The organism is Variovorax sp. RCC_210 (assembly GCF_041355175.1).
In the GTDB taxonomy this organism is placed as follows: domain Bacteria; phylum Pseudomonadota; class Gammaproteobacteria; order Burkholderiales; family Burkholderiaceae_C; genus Variovorax.
Map to the genome: position 1 here is coordinate 63,196 of NZ_JBFUPJ010000010.1, position 18,303 is coordinate 81,498.

Sequence of the window (18,303 nt, forward strand, 5' to 3'; positions counted from 1 at the left end):
CTGCCGCCCCGCCCCGCAGTTCAGCGCTGCGCCTTGTCCTTCTGGTTCTGCGCCTCGATGCGTTCGCGCGCGGCCAGCCAGTCGGCATCGCTCCACTGGCGCAGCTCGTAGAAGTTGCCGCCCGTGGCCAGCGCGTTGCCGCCGTCCATCATGATGCTCTGGCCCGTGAGCCAGTCGCACTGGCCCGGCGCCATCAGGAAGGCGGCGAGGTTCTGCAGCTCGCTCATGCGGCCGGTGCGCGCCATCGGGTTGTGCAGCTTGCTGCGCGCGCCGGGCTCCTCGCCGGGGTTCAGGCGCTTGCTCATGCCTTCGGTGGGAATCTCGCCGGGGCCCACGGCGTTCAGGCGGATGCCGTGGCGCGCCCATTCGACCGCCAGCGACTTGGTCATCACGTCGATGCCGGCCTTGCTCATGGCCGAGGGCACCACGTAGGGGCTGCCGTTGTCGACCCAGGTGGTGATGATGCTCATGACGCTGCGGTAGGCGTCGCCCGCCTTCCACTCGCCCGCCTTGGCCTGCGCCACCCAGCGCTTGCCCACGGCCTGCGTCACGTAGAAGCTGCCGTGGAACACGATGTTGGCGACCGCGTCGAAGGCACGCGGCGAGAGGTTCTCGGTGGGCGAGACGAAGTTGCCCGCCGCGTTGTTGACCAGGCCGCTGAGGCCGCCGCTGTCGAACAGGCCCTGCACCATGTCGTCGACCTGCTGCGCGATGCGGATGTCCACGCCGAAGGTGTCGATGCGCCGGCCTGGAAACTGCTGGCGCCATTCGGCCGCGGTTTCTTCGCAGACCGCCTGGCGGCGCCCGCAGATGGCCACGTCGGCACCCAGGGCCAGGAAGCGCTCGGCCATCGCGCGGCCGAGGCCGGTGCCCCCGCCGGTCACGAGGATGCGCTGGCCGCTCATGAGGGAAGTTTCAAACATGCGTTGTCTCCTGTTCGTTCGGGCAGCGGCAAGGGGTGGCTGCCACGGCGCGCATGCTACGCGCGCTGCGGCCGTGGCGCTTGCGGGAAGTGGCTCTGGCAGGGGCTCGGGTGAGAATGGGCGAAACGATTTTTCTGGAGACGACACCAATGCCGCATTCCGCGAGTTCCGCCGGTTCAGCCAATTCCCCCCGTGACCATGCAGACCCGCTGTCGGGCGTTCGCGTCCTCAGCCTTGCACTCAATCTGCCCGGCCCCGCAGCACTGCTGCGCTGCCGCCAGATGGGCGCCACCTGCCTCAAGCTGGAGCCGCCGGGCGGCGACCCGATGCGGCTGTACAACCCGCCGGCCTATGCCGCGCTGCACGAGGGCGTCGAGGTGCGCACCGTCGACCTGAAGAGCGAAACCGGCCAGCAGCAGCTGCACGCCGAGCTCGCGACCACCGACGTGCTGCTGACCTCGTTCCGCCCGTCGGCACTCGACAAGCTCAGGCTCGACTGGGCCACCTTGCACGCGCGGCACCCGTCGCTGTCGCAGGTGGCCATCGTCGGCGCGCCGGGCGAGCGGGCCGAGGAGCCGGGGCACGACCTGACCTACCTCGCGGAAAGCGGCCTGGTCACCGGCACCGAACTGCCGCCCACGCTCTACGCCGACATGGGCGGCGCGCTGCTCGCGAGCGAGGCGGTGCTGAAGGCCATGCTGCTGCGCGCGCGCAAGGCTGGCGGCGCCGACGGTGTGTACCTGGAGGTGGCGCTGAACGCCTCGGCCGACTGGCTCGCCCTGCCCCGCACCTGGGGCCTGACGCAGCCCTCGGGCGCGGTCGGCGGCGCGCATGCGGGCTACCGCGTGTACCCCTGCGCCGATGGCCGTGTCGCGGTGGCGGCGCTGGAGCCGCACTTCGCGGCGCGGCTGTGCGAGGCGGCGCAGATCGCCTCGCGCAACATGATGGCGCCGGGCACGCACGAAGCACTGGCCGCCTGGCTGGCCGGCCGCACGCGGGCCGAACTCGAGGCCATGGGCCGCGAGCGCGACGTGCCGCTGCTCACGCTGGCCGGCTGAGCGGCCTGGTTGTTTGGTTGGCTATTTGCCCGCGCCTTCGCGCTGCCGGTCTTCGCGCTTGAGCGCCAGGTAGGTGTCGAGGTCGACCTCGTGCAACTGCCGCGGGTACTGCTCGGCCCCGGCATACCACCGGCGCTGCCGGCGCTCGGCCTGGTCCGCGCCCGGCGCCACGAGGTAGGCGTCCAGCGTCAGGAAGTAGCGCATGGCGTTGCGCTCCACCAGCCCGCGCAGGCCGCGGATGTAGTCGGGCTGGCCCTCGGGCGTCTTGCCCACCACGGTGAAGCCGACCTTGTCGCTGCCGAAGGTCGCCAGGTAGGCCATGGTGCCCAGCCGCACCATGGCGTTGTGGTCGTAGCTGTAGCTGAAGTGCAGGAAGCTCTTTCGCTCGTCGAGCGCAATGGCTTCCAGCGTGACGTTGTAGTTGCTGGTGCCCAGCGGCCCGCTCTCGGCCTTCAGCTCGACCGACAGGTGCTCCGGCGTGGCGCTGGCCACCCGGTAGGCGAAGGGCAGCTCGAAGGCGTCGTCCAGCGGCTTGTCGTAGCGCCGCACCACGTACAGCGTGAGCGTCTCGCGCCCCGGGGCGCCGGCCACCAGGCAGCGGCGATTGTTGATGTGCAGGGTGAGCACGTCGCACCAGTGGGCCGAGCCCTTGAGCGCGGCGCTGATCTCGGCCAGCGGATGCTCCACCACCGCGTAGACGTCGCCCTGCAGGCCGTCGGCCGTCTCCACCGAGTCGAGCTGCACGGGACGGCCGAAGCTGCTGTGGTCGAGCTTGTCGCTCAGCCGCTGGTGCGTGGCGCGCAGCGCCTGGGCGTTCGAGGGCTCGGGGGCGGCGGCCGCCTGCAGCGAGGCCGAAACGAGCAGCGCCCCCGCTAGCGTGTTCACGAGCGCCTTTTCGAGCGCGCTAGCAAGAATGTGCGTCCATGAAGCCGGCGGGTGGGGCGAACTGCTCATGGGGCCACACCATACATCGGCGCGGCCCGCCGTGCCGCCGGTCGGACGATGCGGTCGTGGTGCGCCGCACCATGAGCTTGGCCCCAACCCGCGGTGACAATGCCGCCCATGAAACGCCAAGGCACGCTCGTTCGATGGGAAAAGGACCGGGGCTTCGGCTTCATTCGCAGCCCCGACATTTCCGCCGATGTGTTCGTGCACCTGCGCGACTTCACGGACCGCGGCACGGCGCCGCAGGTCGGCATGAAGCTCAGCTTCGAAGAGATCCATGTGGGCGGCAAGGGGCCGCGGGCGGTGGCGGTGCAGGCCGAAGGGGCGGCGCAGCAGCGGGTGCAGGGACGCTCAGAGCGCTCGGAGCGCCCTGATCGCCGTGAAGGCCAGGACCGGCGGCAACGGCAGCCGCAGCGGTCGGCAAGCGGGGCTCGTCCACCGAACTCCCGGGCCACCAGCCGCCGCCGAGGAGCCGCGCCCTCCTCTTCCTCGTCGCTGCCGATGGCATTGCTGTTCGCGGGCTACGCGGCGCTGCTGGCCTACGGCGTGCTCGCCGCGCGCGTCCCGCCGATCGCGCTGGGCGTGTTGCTGCTGCTGAGCCTGCTGACCTTCGCCGTCTACGGCTTCGACAAGAACGCCGCGCAGGCGGGCCGCTGGCGCACGGCCGAGAACACGCTGCACCTGCTGTCGCTGGCCGGTGGCTGGCCGGGCGCGTGGGTGGCGCAGCGGCTGTTCCACCACAAGGTGCGCAAGACCAGCTTCATGGCCGGCTACTGGGCCACTGTGCTCCTGCACATGGCGGCCGTGGGCGCCTGGGTGGCCAGGTGGCTGCCAGCGGGGCTGCTGGCGCTCTGAACCTCAGCGCGGCTTGCGGATGCTGCCGCGCACCGGGCCGGCGGCCTTGCGCGAGGCGGGCGCCGAGCCGTTGTCGCGCGGCGGCAGGCCGGTGTGCTGCGTGAGGATGCGGCCCTTCGAGGGCTTCACCGGCGCCAGCTTCACCGGCGCGGCGGACTTGGCGGCGGGCGCGGCGGTCGAATTCTTGCGCCGCGCGCTGGTGTAGCCGCCATCGGTCAGCGGCTGCCACGTCGGGATCAGGTGCTGCTTGCCGTTGCCGATGAGGTCAGCGCGGCCCATGCTCTTCAGCGCCTCGCGCAGCAGCGGCCAGTTGTTGGCGTCGTGGTAGCGCAGGAAGGCCTTGTGCAGGCGGCGGCGCTTGTCGCCGCGCACGATGTCCACCGTCTCGCTCTCGCGCGTGATCTTGCGCAGCGGGTTCTTGTTGGTGTGGTACATCGTCGTCGCGGTGGCCATGGGCGACGGGTAGAAGGTCTGCACCTGGTCCGCGCGAAAGCCGTTCTTCTTGAGCCAGATCGCGAGGTTCATCATGTCCTCGTCGCTGGTGCCCGGGTGCGCGGCGATGAAGTACGGAATGAGGTACTGCTTCTTGCCCGCCTCGGCCGAGAACTTCTCGAACATCTGCTTGAACTTGTCGTAGCTGCCGATGCCGGGCTTCATCATCTTGGTGAGCGGGCCCTGCTCGGTGTGCTCGGGCGCGATCTTCAGGTAGCCGCCCACGTGGTGCTGCACCAGCTCCTTCACGTACTCGGGCGACTGCACGGCCAGGTCGTAGCGCAGGCCGGAGCTGATGAGGATCTTCTTGATGCCCTTGAGCGCCCGCGCGCGGCGGTAGATCTTGATGAGCGGGTCGTGGCTGGTGTTCAGGTTCGGGCAGATGCCCGGGTACACGCAGCTGGGCTTGCGGCAGGCCGCCTCGATGGCCGGCGACTTGCAGCCCACGCGGTACATGTTGGCCGTGGGGCCGCCCAGGTCGGAGATGGTGCCGGTGAAGCCCTTGACCGAATCGCGGATGGCCTCGACCTCCTTGATGATCGAGTCTTCGGAGCGGCTCTGGATGATGCGGCCCTCGTGCTCGGTGATCGAGCAGAAGGTGCAGCCGCCGAAGCAGCCGCGCATGATGTTCACGCTGAAGCGGATCATTTCCCACGCGGGGATCTTGGTGGCGCCGTCGTGGCTGCCGTTCTCGTCGGCGTAGCACGGGTGCGGGCTGCGCGCGTAAGGCAGGTCGAACACGTGGTCCATCTCGGCCGTGGTCAGCGGAATGGGCGGCGGGTTGATCCACACGTCGCGCGCCGTGGCGCCCTCGCCGTGCGCCTGCACCAAGGCGCGAGCGTTGCCGGGGTTGGTTTCCAGGTGCAGCACGCGGTTGGCGTGGGCGTAGAGCACCGGGTCGCTGCGCACCTGCTCGTAGGACGGCAGGCGGATCACCGAGCGGTCGCGCGGCGGCACCTTGATCTTGGCGCGCGAGGCCAGCGCCGGGTTGGGCACGAAGGTCAGCGGCTTGATGGCAGGGTTGACCACAGATGCAGCGACCGATGCGGACACCGACGCAGGCAACGCGATCGGCGCGCCCGAAGCCGCGGCTTCCGCGGCCTTGGCGACGGCTTCGGCCTCGTCTTCCTTCGCGCAGGTGGCCCCGTTGGCCTTGGCCTGGTCGGACACCATCAGGTACGGGTTGACGTGCGCCTCGACGCGGCCGGGCTCGTCCACGCTGGTGGAATTGATCTCGAACCAGCCTTCGGCCGATTCGTCGCCGCTGCGGCGCACGAAGGCGGTGCCGCGCACGTCGGTGATCTGCTGCACCGGCTCCTTGGCGGCCAGGCGGTGGGCAATCTCGACGATGGCGCGCTCGGCGTTGCCGTACAGCAGCAGGTCGCACTTGGCGTCGACGACCACCGAGCGGCGCACCTTGTCCGACCAGTAGTCGTAATGCGCGATGCGGCGCAGCGAGCCCTCGATGCCGCCCAGGATGATGGGCACGTCGTTCCAGGCTTCCTTGCAGCGCTGCGAATACACGATGGCCGCGCGGTCGGGACGCGAGCCGCCGACGTCGCCGGGGGTGTAGGCGTCGTCGCTGCGGATCTTGCGGTCCGCGGTGTAGCGGTTGATCATCGAATCCATGTTGCCGGCGGTGACGCCGAAGAACAGGTTCGGCTTGCCCAGCGCCTTGAAGGACTCGGCGCTTTGCCAGTCGGGCTGCGCGATGATGCCCACGCGAAAGCCCTGCGCCTCGAGCATGCGCCCGATCACCGACATGCCGAAGCTGGGGTGGTCGACGTAGGCGTCGCCCGTGACCACGATGACGTCGCAGCTGTCCCAGCCGAGCGCGTCCATTTCCTTGCGCGTGGTCGGCAGGAACTTGGCCGTGCCGAAGCGGGCCGCCCAGTACTTGCGGTAGCTGGTCAGCGGCTTGGCGGCGCGCGCGAAAAAGGAGACGTCGACGGGGGCGTTCATCGGTGGGGGACGGCAGCGCTGTGGGAGCGCCGTTGTGGGCAACCCTCGATTTTAGGGTTTTCCACCATCCGTGTCGCCACAAACATCCTGTGACCGCGCCCGCAGGAGGCCTTCATTTGATTGCCAAAGTCAATCAACCGAATGACAATGGCAAGCATGTCCACCTCGCAAACTACCGTCGAAGCCGCCGCCGTGAAGGCGATGCGGCAGTTCAACCGCTTCTACACGCGCCGCATCGGCGCCCTCGATCCCTACCTCGGCAGCCCCATGTCGCTCACCGATGTGCGCGTGCTGTACGAGCTGGCGCACCGCGAAACCGCGGTGGCCGGCGAAATTGCGCGCGACCTCGGGCTCGACGCGGGCTACATGAGCCGCATCCTGCGCCGCTTCGAAACCGAAGGCTGGCTCACGCGCGCGCCGGACCCGCGCGATGCCCGGCAAAGCGTGCTGCGGCTGACCGAGCCCGGCCACGCCGCATTTGCGCCGCTGCAACAGAAATCGCGCGACGAGGCGGCCGCCCTGCTCGCGCCGCTGGCGCCGGCGCAGCGCCAGCAGCTGGTGCAGGCAATGGCCACGGTGCAGGCACTGCTGGCGCCGCAGGCTTCGCCGGCCAAGCCCCAGGCGGCCGTGCTGCGCGACCTCGCGCCCGGCGACATGGGCTGGGTGGTGCAGCAGCACGGCGAGATCTACGCGCGCGAGTACGGCTGGAACAGCGAGTTCGAGGCGCTGGTGGCAGGCATCGCGAGCGAGTTCTTGCTCAAGTTCCAGCCCGAATGGGAGCGCGGCTGGATCGCGGAACTCAACGGCGAGCGGGTGGGCGCGATCTTCGTGGTGCGCAAGTCACCCACCGTGGCGCAGCTGCGCATGCTGATCCTGGCGCCGGGCGCACGCGGGCTGGGGCTGGGCGGCACGCTGGTGGACGCGTGCATCGCCTTCGCGCGCCTGAAGGGCTACAAGAAGATGACGCTGTGGACCAACAGCTGCCTGCTGGCTGCACGTGGCATCTATGCGAAGCGCGGGTTCACGCTGACGCAGTCGGAGCCGCACAAGGGGTACGGCAAGGAGCTTGTGGGGGAGACTTGGGAGTTGAAGCTGTAGCGCGACGCGAGGCTTCTGTGTTGCCCCTTCCCCTTCCGGGGGAAGGCTGGGATGGGGGCAAGCGCCCAACGAGCGCTGTTGTAGAGCGCAGGCCGTCGTGCCCCCACCCCTGCCCTCCCCCGGAAGGGGAGGGAGAAACTCACTGCATGAACCACCCGTGGCTCACCACCAGCGATTGCCCCGTCAGCGCATTCGTCGGGAAGCCCGCGAACAGCAGCGCCACGCGCGCCACGTCTTCCGTGGTCGTGAATTCGCCGTCGACCGTTTCCTTCAGCATCACGTTCTTGACGACTTCTTCCTCGCTGATGCCCAGCGTCTTCGCCTGCTCGGGAATCTGCTTTTCCACCAGCGGCGTGCGCACGAAGCCGGGGCAGATCACGTTGGCGCGCACGCCGTGCTTGGCGCCTTCCTTGGCCACCGTCTTGGCCAGCCCGATGAGGCCGTGCTTGGCCGTCACATAGGGCGCCTTCAGCAGCGAGGCTTCCTTCGAATGCACCGAACCCATGTAGATCACGCTGCCGCCACGGCCTTGCGCATACATGTGCTTCAGGCAGGCCTTGGTGGTGAGGAAGGCGCCGTCGAGGTGAATGGCGAGCATCTTCTTCCAGTCGGCAAAGCTGAACTCTTCCACCGGATGCACGATCTGGATGCCGGCGTTGCTGATGAGGATGTCGATGCCGCCGAAGGCCTTCGCGCCCTCTTCCACCGAGGCGTTGACCTGGTCTTCGTTGGTCACGTCGACCGCCACGCCGATGGCCTGCGCGCCCGTGGCCTTGAGCTCGGCGGCGGTGGCGTCGGCCGCTTCCTTGTTCAGGTCGGCAATGATGATCTTCGCGCCTTCCTGCGCGAAAAGAATGGCGATTTCCTTGCCGATGCCGCTGGCCGAGCCGGTGATGTAGGCGACCTTGTCCTTGAGTTGCATGGTGCGTGTCCTTGAAGGGTGAAAGGGTTGAGGGGTTGGAAATCAGGCGAGATGAATCAGGCGAGAGAAATCACGCGAGGTAGTCGTGCTCGACCGTGCCGAGCGCGAGCGTCATGTCCGCGATGTAGTGCACGGCCGACTCGACCTTCAGCACCGGCAGGTCGGCCACCGGGGCCAGCGCATGCGGGTGCAGCTCGAGCGAGGCCGGTCCGCCCCATGCGCCGTGCAGGTTCACGTCGACCATGTGATAGCGCACCAGCTCGCAGATGCGCGCGGTGCCGTCGACGTGCGGAATGATCTTCAGCAGGAAGTTGGGCTGCGCGATGCCCGCGAGGATGGGCTCGGGGTCGAGCGCGCGGTGCTTGAAGCCCATGGTGGCCTTCGCGACGCGCACCTTGCCGTAGTCGAGCGTGCCGACCACCACGTCGGTCTCGTAGTCGAGCACCGGCGACGCGAGCTTCTTCGGAAAGCCCCAGAGCTCGCGGCCACCAGCGATGGGCGGATGGTCGTTCAGGTACATGGCGTGCACATACGCGCCCTTCTCCACGCCCTTGGCGGTGCGCAGTTGCACCGGAATGACCTGGCCCGACTCGGTGTAGTCGCCGAACCCGGTGGAGTCGGGCATGCGGATGAATTCGTACTTCACGAGCGGCTCGACCACCTCGAGCGGCTCGGGCACCACGGCGCGCAGCGCGTCCATGTCGGTGCGGTAGGTGACGATGAGAAATTCGCGCCGCACGAAGCGGTAGGGGCCGGGCGGGAACGCGGGGCTGGTCAGCGGCATCGCGAATGCCGTTCGTCGCACATCTTCAATGTTCATGAACATTTCCTCCTGTTGAAGTGACGAGCCCAGTCTGGCGCTGGTTTCTTAGTCGAAGCTGAATCGCGTGCTGCCTCTGCCGCTGTCGCTGTTAGCGCGAGAGGCCCGGCCGCTTGACGCGCCCCGACCCATGCTCGCCCAGGTCGAAGGTGGTCACGCCGTTGACGGTGGCGTCGGCGCGCAGCGTCTCGGGGTGCGCGAGCGTCACGCGCATGTCGCGCGCGCCCGAATCCCAATGCTCTTCCACGGCGGCGCGCGAGAACTCGTAGTCCTTCGATTCGAGTTCGTAGGGCTTGTCGCGGTAGATCAGGTGAAAGATGTCGATGGGCTCGTGCGTGAGCTGCGACTGCACCGCAAGCACGCTCGGGTCGTTGCGCAGGCTGGCCGGCAGCTTGGTGATGAGGTCGGCAATGGCCTGCTGCAGGTTCATGTTGGCGGCCAGCGCGTCGGTGTTCATGCGGGTGCGGCTGGAGTAGGTGATGTCCTTCTGCCGCTCCAGCACGCCCGCCATGGTGCGCGGCATTTCGCCGCGCGCGTTGAACAGGTCGACCTGCAGCACCACCAGCGGCTCGTTGCGCGGGTGCGTGTCCAGCACGTACTGCAGCGGCGTGTTCGACACGATGCCGCCGTCCCAGTAGTCGTCGCCGTCGATGCTGATGGGCGCGAAGCCCGGTGGCAGCGCGCCGCTGGCCATGATGTGCTCGGGGCCGATGCGCTGTCGCGTGTTGTCGAAGTACACCGAGTTGCCGGTGCGCACGTTGACCGCGCCCACGCTGAAGCGGGCCTCGCAGGCGTTGATGCGGTCGAAGTCGACCAGCCGTTCCAGCGTGGCCTTCAGCGGCGAGGTGTCGTAGTAGCTGAGCAAGGGCGCGGCGCCGCCCATGAGAAAGGCCGGCGAGTAGCGCGGCTCGAAGAAGCCCGGAATGCCCACCAGCGAGGCCATCGTGGCGCTGTACTGGTTCTGCGTGGCGCGGTCGCCCATCCACGAAGGAAGGCGCTGCGACGGGCCCGAGGACACCAGATGCCAGAACTCGCGCAGGCGCTCCACGCGCTGCTCGGGTGCGTTGCCGGCGATCAGCGCCGCGTTGATGGCCCCGATGGATACACCCGCGATCCAGTGCGGCTCCAGCTCGGTCTCGCTGAGCGCGGCGTACACGCCGGCCTGGTAGGCACCCAGCGCGCCTCCACCCTGCAGCACCAGCGCCTTGCGGGCGCTGCGCATGTCTTCGCGGCGCGAAGCAAAAGGGTTGAGGGGTTGGGCGGCGGCACGGGTTTTCTTCTTCGGGGGTGTCGTCATGCGTTCATTTGACACCAGCAGTGCGACACCAACCTGACGAGGGACTTAGGCCTTGGAAGCGCCTCGGCCTCGTGCCGCCAGCGGCTGGGCCGCTGGCGCAAGGGTCACATCTTCGGCAGCAGCTGGCCGCGAATCTCGCCGCCCGGGTTGGCCGCCGTGTGCACGTTGGCGTACCACTTGCCCGAGACCAGGTCGGCCGCCTGCGCCGGCGTGAGCGTGGCCTGGCCTTCGATGGGGCTGGCCGGGTTGGCAAAGGGCAGCACCACGCCGGCGTTGGCACCGGCGGCCGCGGGACCGTGGAAGTGCGCCATGGTGGCGGGGCCGCTCAGGCCGGTGTAGGTGATCTTGTACTTGAGCACGTTGGTGTCGCGGTCGAGCCAGGCTTCGGCGGTGCCGCTGCCACGGGTCATGTTGGGCGGCACTTCGCTGGCGGCGTTCATGGCGCCGCTGAAGCTGGCCACGTTCGACTTCGACATCATTCCGCAGCCGACCAGCGCGGCACTGGCCACCCCGGTGATGAGGGCTGCGCGCAAAAGGGTGCCATATTTGGTCATGAGCTTGATCTCCTGGGTTGTGAAAGCGTCCACAGCATAGGCAGCACGGGCGGGCTTGTCTTGTCGGCCATCGTCCCGACTTGGGCGTGCGGCGTGCAGGGCTCCTGCAGCCGCGGGCATGGGCTGAAAGACAATCCGGCCCATGAAGTCTTCTCCCCTTCCGACCGCCCGCGACGTGGTCGATTTCTGGCGCAGGGCCGGCCCCGGACATTGGTTCGCCAAGAGCGAAGCCTTCGACGCCGCCTTCATCGCGCGCTTCTCCGAAACCCACCAGGCAGCGGCCCGCGGCGAACTCAACCATTGGCTCGCCGATGCCGAAGGCGCGCTGGCCTTGCTGGTGCTGCTCGACCAGTTCCCGCGCAACGCGTGGCGCAACAACCCGCACATGCTGGCCACCGACGGCCAGGCGCTGGCCATCGCGAAGAAGGCGGTGCAGGCCGGTTTCGACCAGCAGGTGGAAGCACCGCTGCGACCGTTCTTCTACCTGCCGTTCATGCACTCCGAAGTGCTGGCCGAGCAGGAACGCTCGGTCGAACTCAATGCCACGCTCGACGCCAACACCCGGCGCTTCGCGGTGCTGCACCGCGACATCGTGGCGCGCTTCGGGCGCTTTCCCCATCGCAACAAGCTGCTGGGCCGGGAGAGCACCGCGGAGGAGCAGAAGTACCTGGACGAGGGCGGGTTCTCGGGCTGAACGGTTCGGGGGTCAACGGGTCGACGAGGTCAGGCGTCCATCAAGCATCCATCAAGCGTCCGTATGCGCCGCCAGCGGCACCTCGCGCGTGGGCGACGGGTTGAGGTCGCCGATGCCCTTCATGTCCTTCATCGACCCGTAGGTGCGCGCATAGACCCAGGTGAACTCGGCCCCCAGCAGGAAGATCTGCGCCGAGTAGTACACCCACACCAGCACCACCACCAGCGAGCCGGCGGCCCCGTAGCCCGAGGCCACGCTGCTCTTGCCGATGTACAGGCCGATCAGGTGCTTGCCCACGGTGAACAGCAGCGCCGTCACCGCCGCGCCCACCCACACGTCGCGCCACTGCACCCGGGCGCGCGGCATGATCTTGTAGATCATCGCGAAGATCACCGTGACCATCGCGAAGCTGAAGACGAAGTTGACCACCTGCGCCGTGGTCTCCCAGGCGCCGAACATCGGCGACCACCACTTGCCCAGCGCGGCCAGCGCGGCGCTGGCCACCAGCGACACCATCAGCAAGAAGCCGATGCCCATGATCATGCTGAACGACAGCAGCCGCACGCGCAGCATGTTGAACAGGCCCTTGTTCTTCGCGCGGGCCGGCGCGCGCCAGATGCGGTCGAGCGCGTCCTGCAGTTCGCCGAACACCGTGGTCGCGCCCACCACCAGCAGCCCGATGCCGATGACCGTGGCCACGATGCCCTCGGCCGGCTTGTTCACGGCTTGCAGCATCCCCTGCACCGCCGCCGCGCCCTGCGCGCCCATGAGCCCCGAGAGCTGCGCGAAGATCTCGCCGCGCGCGGCCTCCTGGCCGAACACCAGGCCGGCCACGGCTATCACGATCAGCAGCAGCGGCGCGATGGAAAACACCGTGTAGTAGGCCAGCGCCGCCCCCATGCTCGGGGCGTAGTCGTTCGACCAGGAATTGAAGGCTCGCTTGCAGAGGTCGAAGAGTGCGCGCAGTTGCGTGATCATGCGTAAGTGTCCCCGTGGTGGCCTGCCGCGCGTTGTCAGCGCGGTGCCCGGCATGTTGAAAGCATGCCTACGATAATCGCTCCACATGCACCCGTCTCCCCCAGCCGCCGCGCCGCTTTCCACGCCAGCTGTCGCGCATCCGCAGTCGCCGCGCGACCTGTTCGTGTCGTTCACCTGGCTGGCGCTGCAGGGCTTCGGCGGGGTGCTGGCCATCGTGCAGCGCGAGATGGTCGAGAAGAAAAGGTGGCTCACGCCCGAGCAGTTCCTCGAGGACTGGGCCGTTGCCCAGGTCATGCCGGGCCCCAACGTGATCAACCTGGCCCTGATGATCGGCGACCGCTACTTCGGCCTGCGCGGCGCGCTGGCCGCGGTGGCGGGCATGCTGACGGTGCCGCTGTTCGTCATCCTCGCGCTGGCGGTGCTCTATGCGCACTACGCGGGCAACCCGCAGGTGGCGGCCGCGTTGCGCGGCATGGGCGCGGTGTCGGGCGGGCTCATTGCGGCCACCGGCATCAAGCTGGTGCCGCAGCTGCGCAAGCACCCGCTGGGCTTCGCCACCTGCCTGGCCATCATGACGCTGGTGTTCCTGGCCATCGCGGTGTTCAAGGTGCCGCTGGGCTGGGTGCTGCTGGTGGTGGGCGGGGTGGCGTGCGTATGGACCTGGAAGCGGATCGCTCCATGAGCGCGCGCCGGTCCACCCCCAACCAGCTCGCGCCGCGGCCGAAGGCGGAGGCTGCGCGATGACCATCGCCATGCACTGGCACGATTGGCTGGCTCTCTTCGGCCAGTACATGCTGCTGTCGCTGCTGTCGATCAGCGGCGCCATCACCACGGTGCCCGACATGCACCGCTACCTCGTGGCGCAGCACGGCTGGCTCAGCGATGCGCAGTTCAGCTCCTCGGTGGCCATCGCCCAGGCGGCGCCCGGGCCCAACGTGCTGTTCGTGGCGCTGATGGGCTGGAACGTCGGACTCAACGCGGGCGGCGGCATCGGCGCCGGGCCGGGCGCCTGGCTGCTCGGCTTCTTCGGGCTCATGGTGACCATGGTCGGCATCATGCTGCCGAGCACCACCCTCACCTACTTCGCCACGCGCTGGGGCCACCGCAACCGCACCCGGCGCGAGGTGCGCGCCTTCAAGCAGGGCATGGCGCCCGTGGTGGTGGGCCTGCTGATCGCCACCGGCTGGGTGCTGGCCGGCGGTAACCATGCTGGCAATGCGCCCGCGTGGCACCTGTGGCTGCTCAGCGGCGTGGCCGCGCTTATCGTCTGGCGCACGCGCGTGCATCTGCTCTGGCTGCTGGGTGCCGGGGCGGTGCTGGGCGCCGTGGGCTTCGTCTGACCGTCCAACTTTTTTCACTTTTCCTTCTTCCTTCTTCTTCATCAGGACCACTTCCACATGTCGCAACTTCGCCCGCTCGGCCGCTCCGGCCTCCTGGTTTCCCCGCTCGCCTTCGGCGGCAACGTGTTCGGCTGGACCGTGGACGAGGCGGCCTCGTTCAAGCTGCTCGATGCCTGGCTGGACGCGGGCTTCAACTTCGTGGACACCGCCGACGTGTACTCGGCCTGGGTGCCGGGCCACACGGGCGGCGAGTCTGAAACCATCATCGGCAAGTGGCTCAAGCAAAGCGGCAAGCGCAACCGCGTGGTGCTGGCCACCAAGGTCGGCAAGCCGATGGGCGAAGGCAAGGTGGGCCTGTCGCCCGCCTACATCCGCGAGGCCGTCGAGGCGTCGCTGCGCCGCCTGCAGACCGACCACATCGACCTGTACCAGTCGCACGACGACGACGCCAACACCCCGCTCGAAGATTCGCTGGGCACCTTCGACGAGCTGATCAAGGAGGGCAAGGTGCGCGCCATTGGCGCGTCGAACTACACCGCGCCGCGGCTCGAAGAAGCACTGGACGTGTCCGAGCGCCTGGGCATCGCCCGCTACGAAAGCCTGCAGCCGCTGTACAACCTGTACGACCGCGCGGTGTTCGAAGACGCGCTGGAGCCGCTGTGCGTGAAGCGCGAGGTGGGCGTGATCAATTTCTACGCGCTGGCCGCCGGCTTCCTCACCGGCAAGTACCGCACCGAGGCCGACGCGGGCAAGAGCGCGCGCGGCGCCAACACCACCAAGAAGTACCTCAACGAGCGCGGCCTGCGCATCCTCGACGCGCTCGACAAGGTGGCCCAGCAGTACAACGCCAAGCCCGGTCAGGTGGCCATTGCATGGCAGATCGCGCGGCCCGGCGTGACGGCCCCCATTGCTAGCGCCACCTCGATCGCCCAGCTCGAAGAGCTGGTGGTCGCCACGCAGCTGAAGCTGGACGCCGGCACCATCGAGATGCTCGACCGCGCCAGCGACGAAACCGCCGCCGCCTGACAAGGGTGCAGGCGATGAGCGTCTTCGATTCCATCGCCGCGCCGGCGCTCGAGCACTTCGCCGACCTGCGCGTCGAGGTGGGCGTGCCGCAGGTGCTGGGCAACAGCGCGCGCGGCCTGCGCCGCGTCGTGCCGATCACCGGCGGCGAAGCCATCGGGCACGGCTGGCGGGCGCGCGTGCTGCCCGGCGGCAGCGACTTTCAGCTGATCGTGAGCGACACGCTCTCCGAGCTCGATGCGCGCTACGGGCTGGAAACGGATGCGGGCGACCTCGTCTACGTGCAGAACCACGCGGTGCGCTCGGCCTCGCCCGAGGTCATGGGCAAGCTGCTGCGCGGCGAGCCGGTGGATGCCGCTCAGGTCTACTTTCGCTGCAGCCCGCGCTTCGAAACCGAGTCGCCCTCGCTGAAGTGGATCAACGAGCGCATGTTCGTGGGGGCGGGTGCGCGCCACCCGGCCGAGGTGGTGATGCGCTTCTACGCGCTGGCCTGAGCAAGCGCGTCAGCACCGCTCAACCGTCGACCGGGTTCAGCGGCGTCGCCAGGATGCGCTGGTAGAACGCGACGTCGAGCCAGCGCCCGAACTTGAAGCCGGCCTGGCGCACCGTGCCCGAATGCTCGAAGCCCAGGCGCTCGTGCAGCGCGATGCTGCCGGCATTGGCGGCATCGATGGCGCCGACCATCACATGCACATCGCGGGCCATGGCCTCCGCCACGATGGCCTCCATCAGCGTGCGGCCCAGGCCCTCGCCACGGTGGGCGCTGTCGACGTACACCGAGTGCTCCACCGTGTACTTGTAGGCGGGAAAGGCGCGGAACGCGCCGTAGCTCGCGAAGCCCAGCAGCTTGCCGTCGTCGTCCACGGCGCCGATCACCGGGAAGCCGCCGGCGCGCTTGGTGGCAAACCAGGTGACCATGTTCTCGGGCGTGCGCGGCTTGTAGTCGTACAGCGCGGTGGAGGTGACGATGGCGTCGTTCAGGATGGCAAGAATCGCCGCGGCGTGCGCTTCTTCGGTGCAGGGGATGAGACGCATGGGGTCCTCGGTGAGTCAGTCGTTCAATATAAGAGAATAATAATCTCATATGAGAAACGATTCATCCCCCTCCGCTCCACCCCGGACACCTGGGACACCTGGGACACCGGACACGTCCGGCGACAACATCGATGCGCTCATCGCCTCGAGGCTGCTCGCGCTGCGGCAGGCGCAGGACCTGAGCCTTGCCGAACTGGCGGAGCGCTCGGGCGTCAGCAAGGCGATGATCTCGAAGGTCGAGCGCGCGCAGAGCAGCCCCACCGCCGTGCTGCTCGGCCGGCTGGCCGCCGGGCTCGGCGTGCCGCTGGCGCAGTTGCTGACGCAAGACAAGGGGCAGCCCCAGCGCCTGCGCCAGCGGGCCGCGCAGGAGGTGTGGCGCGACCCCGAGGCCGGCTACCTGCGCCGGCAGGTGGCCGAGCGGCAGGCGGGCAGCGGCGTCGAGCTGGTCGAGGTCGAACTGCCGCGCTCGGCGCAGGTCGGCTATCCGCGATGGAGCGGCAAGCCCTACCGGCAGTGCCTGTGGATGCTGGAGGGCGCGCTGCGGGTGGACTACGGCGACGAGCGCTTCGAGCTCGCGCCGGGCGATTGCCTGGACTTCGGCGTGGACCGCCCGCTGGTCTTCAAGGCGCTCGGGCGCAGCGGCTGCCGCTACCTGCTGGTGGCCAGCCCGGAATAGGCGAGCAACGGGCGAGCCCTGACAAGGCAGCCTCGCAGCGTAGGCAGGCTCCCACGCACACTGGCGGCACCCACCGGTGCGGCGCCCGGCCTGGCTCGGGATACTGCAAGGCATCTCAGCTTTGGAGGAACGACGATGTCTTTCGCGCTCTACATGATCGGCTTTGTGATTTTCCTGGGTGGCGTCATCTGGGGTGCCTCGGTAGCGGGCGTGCCCACGCTGTACATCGGCATCGGCGCGATGATTTTGCTGGGCATCGGCATCTTCAGCGCGGTCGGTCGCACGCGCGGCAAGGACCCTTCCTGAGTTCACACAGGCTTCACGCCGCTCGCACAGGCGGCAGCTAACTTCGGCTTCGCATCGCCGCACCGCCAACAGGCCGTGCGCATCGAACCCAAGTCAGCTGCCTCATGCACACCTCCTCTACTCTCTTCGCTCCCCTCGCCTCTTCACTGATCGCGCCGCAGCCTGCGGCATTGCCAGCCGCTGCCCATGGCCTGGGCAGCATCAAGGTCGACCTGCTCGTGGTCGGCGCCAGCTTCGCGGGCTTGGCCTGCGCCCGCGCCGCCGCCCTCGCGGGTCTGAGCGTGATGGTGCTCGAGAAGAAGACCAGCGCCGGCGCAAAGCTGCACACCACCGGCATCATCGTGAAGGACGCGGTCGACAGCGTCCCTTGGCTTTCCGAGGTGCCGCCCGCGCTGGTGCGCCGCATCGACGGCGTTCGCCTCTACGCCCCCAACATGCGCCATGTGGACCTGCACGCGCCCGGCTACTGGTTCTGGGCCACCGATGCGCCCGCGCTGCTCGACTGGATGGTCGACTCGGTGCGCGATTGCGGCGTCGACGTGCGGCTGGGCACGCTGTTCGAGCAGGCGCTGTGGATCAATGGGCGCTGGGAGGTGCCGGTGACCCAGGGCCCCTGCATCACGGCCAGGTACCTCGTGGGTGCCGACGGGCCTCATTCGCGGGTGGCCAAGGCGCTGGGGCTGTCGCGCAACACCCACTTCCTGTACGGCATCGAGCATGAATACCAGGGCGCGCGCATGGCACCCGATCTGCTGCACTGCTTCATCGACCGCAAGCTCGCGCCGGGCTACATCGGCTGGGCGCTCGACGGCGTGGGGGTGAGCCAGATCGGCCTGGCGCGGCGCCTGGGCCGCAAGGGGCCCAGCGATGTTGCCGCATTGAAGCTGGACCCGCTGCTGCGCAAGATCGCCTCGGTGGTCACGCCGGGCGACGCACCGCCCGTTGCGGTCCGCGCCGGCATGATTCCCTGCGGCGGCGTGCTGCCGGTGGTGGCAAGGGAGCGAGCCCTGCTGGTGGGCGACGCGGCGGGCATGGTGTCGCCGGTGACGGCCGGCGGCATCCACACCGCGCTGCTGCATGGCGAGGGCGCCGGCAAGGCTGTCGCGCGCTTCGTGCGCGGCGAGGTCGGGGACCCGGCCACGTGGTTCGTGCGCGGCTACCCGGGCTTTCGGCTCAAGCGCACGTTGCGCTGGGCCTTCGACCACTTCCAGAGCGACTGGATGTTCAACCACCTGCTGGGCACGCCGCAGATGCGGCGCGTGGCGGAGCTCATCTACTTCCACCGCAAGGGCACGGCGTTGCCCGAGGGATGAGCGCCGGGTGGG

General features: G+C 68.6%; 20 protein-coding genes. 11 read left to right on the forward strand and 9 right to left on the reverse strand.

All coding sequences use genetic code 11. The features are described from left to right. Positions 1–20: 20 nt before the first annotated feature. Positions 21–923 carry an SDR family oxidoreductase gene (locus AB6807_RS25090; RefSeq protein WP_371086677.1) on the reverse strand — a complete coding sequence of 301 codons (903 nt, stop codon included), beginning with the start codon at positions 921–923 and terminating at the stop codon, positions 21–23. Positions 924–1,072: 149 nt separating this feature from the next. On the opposite strand from AB6807_RS25090, the gene AB6807_RS25095 reads away from it, so the two are divergent. Next, complete coding sequence (locus tag AB6807_RS25095; RefSeq protein ID WP_371086678.1) at positions 1,073–1,981, forward strand: CoA transferase; 909 nt, start codon at positions 1,073–1,075, stop codon at positions 1,979–1,981. Positions 1,982–2,002: 21 nt separating this feature from the next. Here AB6807_RS25095 and AB6807_RS25100 read toward each other — a convergent pair whose 3' ends face one another. After that, the gene (locus AB6807_RS25100) at positions 2,003–2,935 is read right to left on the reverse strand and encodes a hypothetical protein (protein WP_371086679.1); all 933 of its coding nucleotides are present in this window, start codon (positions 2,933–2,935) and stop codon (positions 2,003–2,005) included. A 108-nt stretch (positions 2,936–3,043) separates the two neighbouring features. Here AB6807_RS25100 and AB6807_RS25105 point away from each other — a divergent pair, with 108 nt between their 5' ends. Then, complete coding sequence (locus AB6807_RS25105; RefSeq protein WP_371086680.1) at positions 3,044–3,781, forward strand: DUF1294 domain-containing protein; 738 nt, start codon at positions 3,044–3,046, stop codon at positions 3,779–3,781. Between the two features lie 3 nt (positions 3,782–3,784). Here AB6807_RS25105 and AB6807_RS25110 read toward each other — a convergent pair whose 3' ends face one another. Beyond that, positions 3,785–6,235 (reverse strand): YgiQ family radical SAM protein, encoded by a 2,451-nt coding sequence (locus AB6807_RS25110; protein WP_371086681.1) that lies wholly within the window; start codon positions 6,233–6,235, stop codon positions 3,785–3,787. A gap of 156 nt (positions 6,236–6,391) precedes the next feature. On the opposite strand from AB6807_RS25110, the gene AB6807_RS25115 reads away from it, so the two are divergent. After that, positions 6,392–7,333, forward strand: coding sequence for a GNAT family N-acetyltransferase (locus AB6807_RS25115; RefSeq protein ID WP_371086682.1), 942 nt, complete (start codon positions 6,392–6,394; stop codon positions 7,331–7,333). 139 nt (positions 7,334–7,472) lie between these two features. On the opposite strand, the gene AB6807_RS25120 is transcribed toward AB6807_RS25115, so the two are convergent. The 4 genes from AB6807_RS25120 to AB6807_RS25135 form a co-directional block, all read right to left on the reverse strand. Next, positions 7,473–8,255 (reverse strand): 3-hydroxybutyrate dehydrogenase, encoded by a 783-nt coding sequence (locus AB6807_RS25120; protein ID WP_371086683.1) that lies wholly within the window; start codon positions 8,253–8,255, stop codon positions 7,473–7,475. Positions 8,256–8,325: 70 nt separating this feature from the next. Continuing rightward, a complete protein-coding gene (locus AB6807_RS25125) occupies positions 8,326–9,075 on the reverse strand; it encodes an acetoacetate decarboxylase (RefSeq protein ID WP_116907837.1) in 750 nt (249 codons plus the stop codon). A gap of 91 nt (positions 9,076–9,166) precedes the next feature. Next, positions 9,167–10,297, reverse strand: coding sequence for a patatin-like phospholipase family protein (locus AB6807_RS25130; RefSeq protein WP_371086836.1), 1,131 nt, complete (start codon positions 10,295–10,297; stop codon positions 9,167–9,169). A gap of 179 nt (positions 10,298–10,476) precedes the next feature. Next, on the reverse strand, positions 10,477–10,926 hold the full coding sequence (locus tag AB6807_RS25135) for a CHRD domain-containing protein (RefSeq protein ID WP_116907320.1): 450 nt from the start codon (positions 10,924–10,926) through the stop codon (positions 10,477–10,479). Positions 10,927–11,068: 142 nt separating this feature from the next. Here AB6807_RS25135 and AB6807_RS25140 point away from each other — a divergent pair, with 142 nt between their 5' ends. Then, on the forward strand, positions 11,069–11,620 hold the full coding sequence (locus AB6807_RS25140) for a DUF924 family protein (protein WP_371086684.1): 552 nt from the start codon (positions 11,069–11,071) through the stop codon (positions 11,618–11,620). Between the two features lie 51 nt (positions 11,621–11,671). On the opposite strand, the gene AB6807_RS25145 is transcribed toward AB6807_RS25140, so the two are convergent. Beyond that, entirely contained in the window at positions 11,672–12,598 is a 927-nt protein-coding gene (locus tag AB6807_RS25145; protein ID WP_116907318.1) for a YihY/virulence factor BrkB family protein, read from the reverse strand. 85 nt (positions 12,599–12,683) lie between these two features. Here AB6807_RS25145 and AB6807_RS25150 point away from each other — a divergent pair, with 85 nt between their 5' ends. From AB6807_RS25150 to AB6807_RS25165, 4 genes are read left to right on the forward strand one after another with little or no spacing between them, the layout of a single operon-like run. Then, positions 12,684–13,280: a chromate transporter gene (locus tag AB6807_RS25150; protein ID WP_371086685.1), complete on the forward strand. Its 597-nt coding sequence runs from the start codon at positions 12,684–12,686 to the stop codon at positions 13,278–13,280. 58 nt (positions 13,281–13,338) lie between these two features. Further along, positions 13,339–13,938 carry a chromate transporter gene (locus AB6807_RS25155; protein ID WP_116907316.1) on the forward strand — a complete coding sequence of 200 codons (600 nt, stop codon included), beginning with the start codon at positions 13,339–13,341 and terminating at the stop codon, positions 13,936–13,938. A 57-nt stretch (positions 13,939–13,995) separates the two neighbouring features. After that, positions 13,996–14,964 (forward strand): aldo/keto reductase, encoded by a 969-nt coding sequence (locus AB6807_RS25160; RefSeq protein WP_116907315.1) that lies wholly within the window; start codon positions 13,996–13,998, stop codon positions 14,962–14,964. A 14-nt stretch (positions 14,965–14,978) separates the two neighbouring features. Then, the gene (locus AB6807_RS25165; protein ID WP_371086686.1) at positions 14,979–15,455 is read left to right on the forward strand and encodes a DUF3237 domain-containing protein; all 477 of its coding nucleotides are present in this window, start codon (positions 14,979–14,981) and stop codon (positions 15,453–15,455) included. A 19-nt stretch (positions 15,456–15,474) separates the two neighbouring features. Here AB6807_RS25165 and AB6807_RS25170 read toward each other — a convergent pair whose 3' ends face one another. Further along, a complete protein-coding gene (locus AB6807_RS25170) occupies positions 15,475–15,996 on the reverse strand; it encodes an N-acetyltransferase family protein (protein WP_371086687.1) in 522 nt (173 codons plus the stop codon). Positions 15,997–16,045: 49 nt separating this feature from the next. Between AB6807_RS25170 and AB6807_RS25175 the strand changes: the two genes are divergently transcribed. From AB6807_RS25175 to AB6807_RS25185, 3 genes are all read left to right on the forward strand, one after another. Beyond that, positions 16,046–16,672 carry a helix-turn-helix domain-containing protein gene (locus AB6807_RS25175; RefSeq protein ID WP_371086688.1) on the forward strand — a complete coding sequence of 209 codons (627 nt, stop codon included), beginning with the start codon at positions 16,046–16,048 and terminating at the stop codon, positions 16,670–16,672. 135 nt (positions 16,673–16,807) lie between these two features. Continuing rightward, positions 16,808–16,978 carry a hypothetical protein gene (locus tag AB6807_RS25180; protein WP_165840258.1) on the forward strand — a complete coding sequence of 57 codons (171 nt, stop codon included), beginning with the start codon at positions 16,808–16,810 and terminating at the stop codon, positions 16,976–16,978. 104 nt (positions 16,979–17,082) lie between these two features. Beyond that, the gene (locus AB6807_RS25185) at positions 17,083–18,291 is read left to right on the forward strand and encodes an NAD(P)/FAD-dependent oxidoreductase (RefSeq protein ID WP_371086689.1); all 1,209 of its coding nucleotides are present in this window, start codon (positions 17,083–17,085) and stop codon (positions 18,289–18,291) included. Positions 18,292–18,303 lie beyond the last annotated feature (12 nt).

Bases quoted from the DNA above. Each gene is read 5' to 3' on its own strand.
- AB6807_RS25155 (WP_116907316.1), top strand. From the start codon at position 13,339: ATGACCATCGCCATGCACTGGCACGATTGGCTGGCTCTCTTCGGCCAG.
- AB6807_RS25160 (WP_116907315.1), top strand. From the start codon at position 13,996: ATGTCGCAACTTCGCCCGCTCGGCCGCTCCGGCCTCCTGGTTTCCCCG.
- AB6807_RS25185 (WP_371086689.1), top strand. From the start codon at position 17,083: ATGCACACCTCCTCTACTCTCTTCGCTCCCCTCGCCTCTTCACTGATC.
- AB6807_RS25125 (WP_116907837.1), bottom strand. From the start codon at position 9,075: ATGAACATTGAAGATGTGCGACGAACGGCATTCGCGATGCCGCTGACC.
- AB6807_RS25120 (WP_371086683.1), bottom strand. From the start codon at position 8,255: ATGCAACTCAAGGACAAGGTCGCCTACATCACCGGCTCGGCCAGCGGC.
- AB6807_RS25180 (WP_165840258.1), top strand. From the start codon at position 16,808: ATGTCTTTCGCGCTCTACATGATCGGCTTTGTGATTTTCCTGGGTGGC.
- AB6807_RS25175 (WP_371086688.1), top strand. From the start codon at position 16,046: ATGAGAAACGATTCATCCCCCTCCGCTCCACCCCGGACACCTGGGACA.
- AB6807_RS25135 (WP_116907320.1), bottom strand. From the start codon at position 10,926: ATGACCAAATATGGCACCCTTTTGCGCGCAGCCCTCATCACCGGGGTG.
- AB6807_RS25150 (WP_371086685.1), top strand. From the start codon at position 12,684: ATGCACCCGTCTCCCCCAGCCGCCGCGCCGCTTTCCACGCCAGCTGTC.
- AB6807_RS25165 (WP_371086686.1), top strand. From the start codon at position 14,979: ATGAGCGTCTTCGATTCCATCGCCGCGCCGGCGCTCGAGCACTTCGCC.
- AB6807_RS25105 (WP_371086680.1), top strand. From the start codon at position 3,044: ATGAAACGCCAAGGCACGCTCGTTCGATGGGAAAAGGACCGGGGCTTC.
- AB6807_RS25145 (WP_116907318.1), bottom strand. From the start codon at position 12,598: ATGATCACGCAACTGCGCGCACTCTTCGACCTCTGCAAGCGAGCCTTC.
- AB6807_RS25170 (WP_371086687.1), bottom strand. From the start codon at position 15,996: ATGCGTCTCATCCCCTGCACCGAAGAAGCGCACGCCGCGGCGATTCTT.
- AB6807_RS25140 (WP_371086684.1), top strand. From the start codon at position 11,069: ATGAAGTCTTCTCCCCTTCCGACCGCCCGCGACGTGGTCGATTTCTGG.
- AB6807_RS25115 (WP_371086682.1), top strand. From the start codon at position 6,392: ATGTCCACCTCGCAAACTACCGTCGAAGCCGCCGCCGTGAAGGCGATG.
- AB6807_RS25130 (WP_371086836.1), bottom strand. From the start codon at position 10,297: ATGCGCAGCGCCCGCAAGGCGCTGGTGCTGCAGGGTGGAGGCGCGCTG.
- AB6807_RS25090 (WP_371086677.1), bottom strand. From the start codon at position 923: ATGTTTGAAACTTCCCTCATGAGCGGCCAGCGCATCCTCGTGACCGGC.
- AB6807_RS25100 (WP_371086679.1), bottom strand. From the start codon at position 2,935: ATGAGCAGTTCGCCCCACCCGCCGGCTTCATGGACGCACATTCTTGCT.
- AB6807_RS25095 (WP_371086678.1), top strand. From the start codon at position 1,073: ATGCCGCATTCCGCGAGTTCCGCCGGTTCAGCCAATTCCCCCCGTGAC.
- AB6807_RS25110 (WP_371086681.1), bottom strand. From the start codon at position 6,235: ATGAACGCCCCCGTCGACGTCTCCTTTTTCGCGCGCGCCGCCAAGCCG.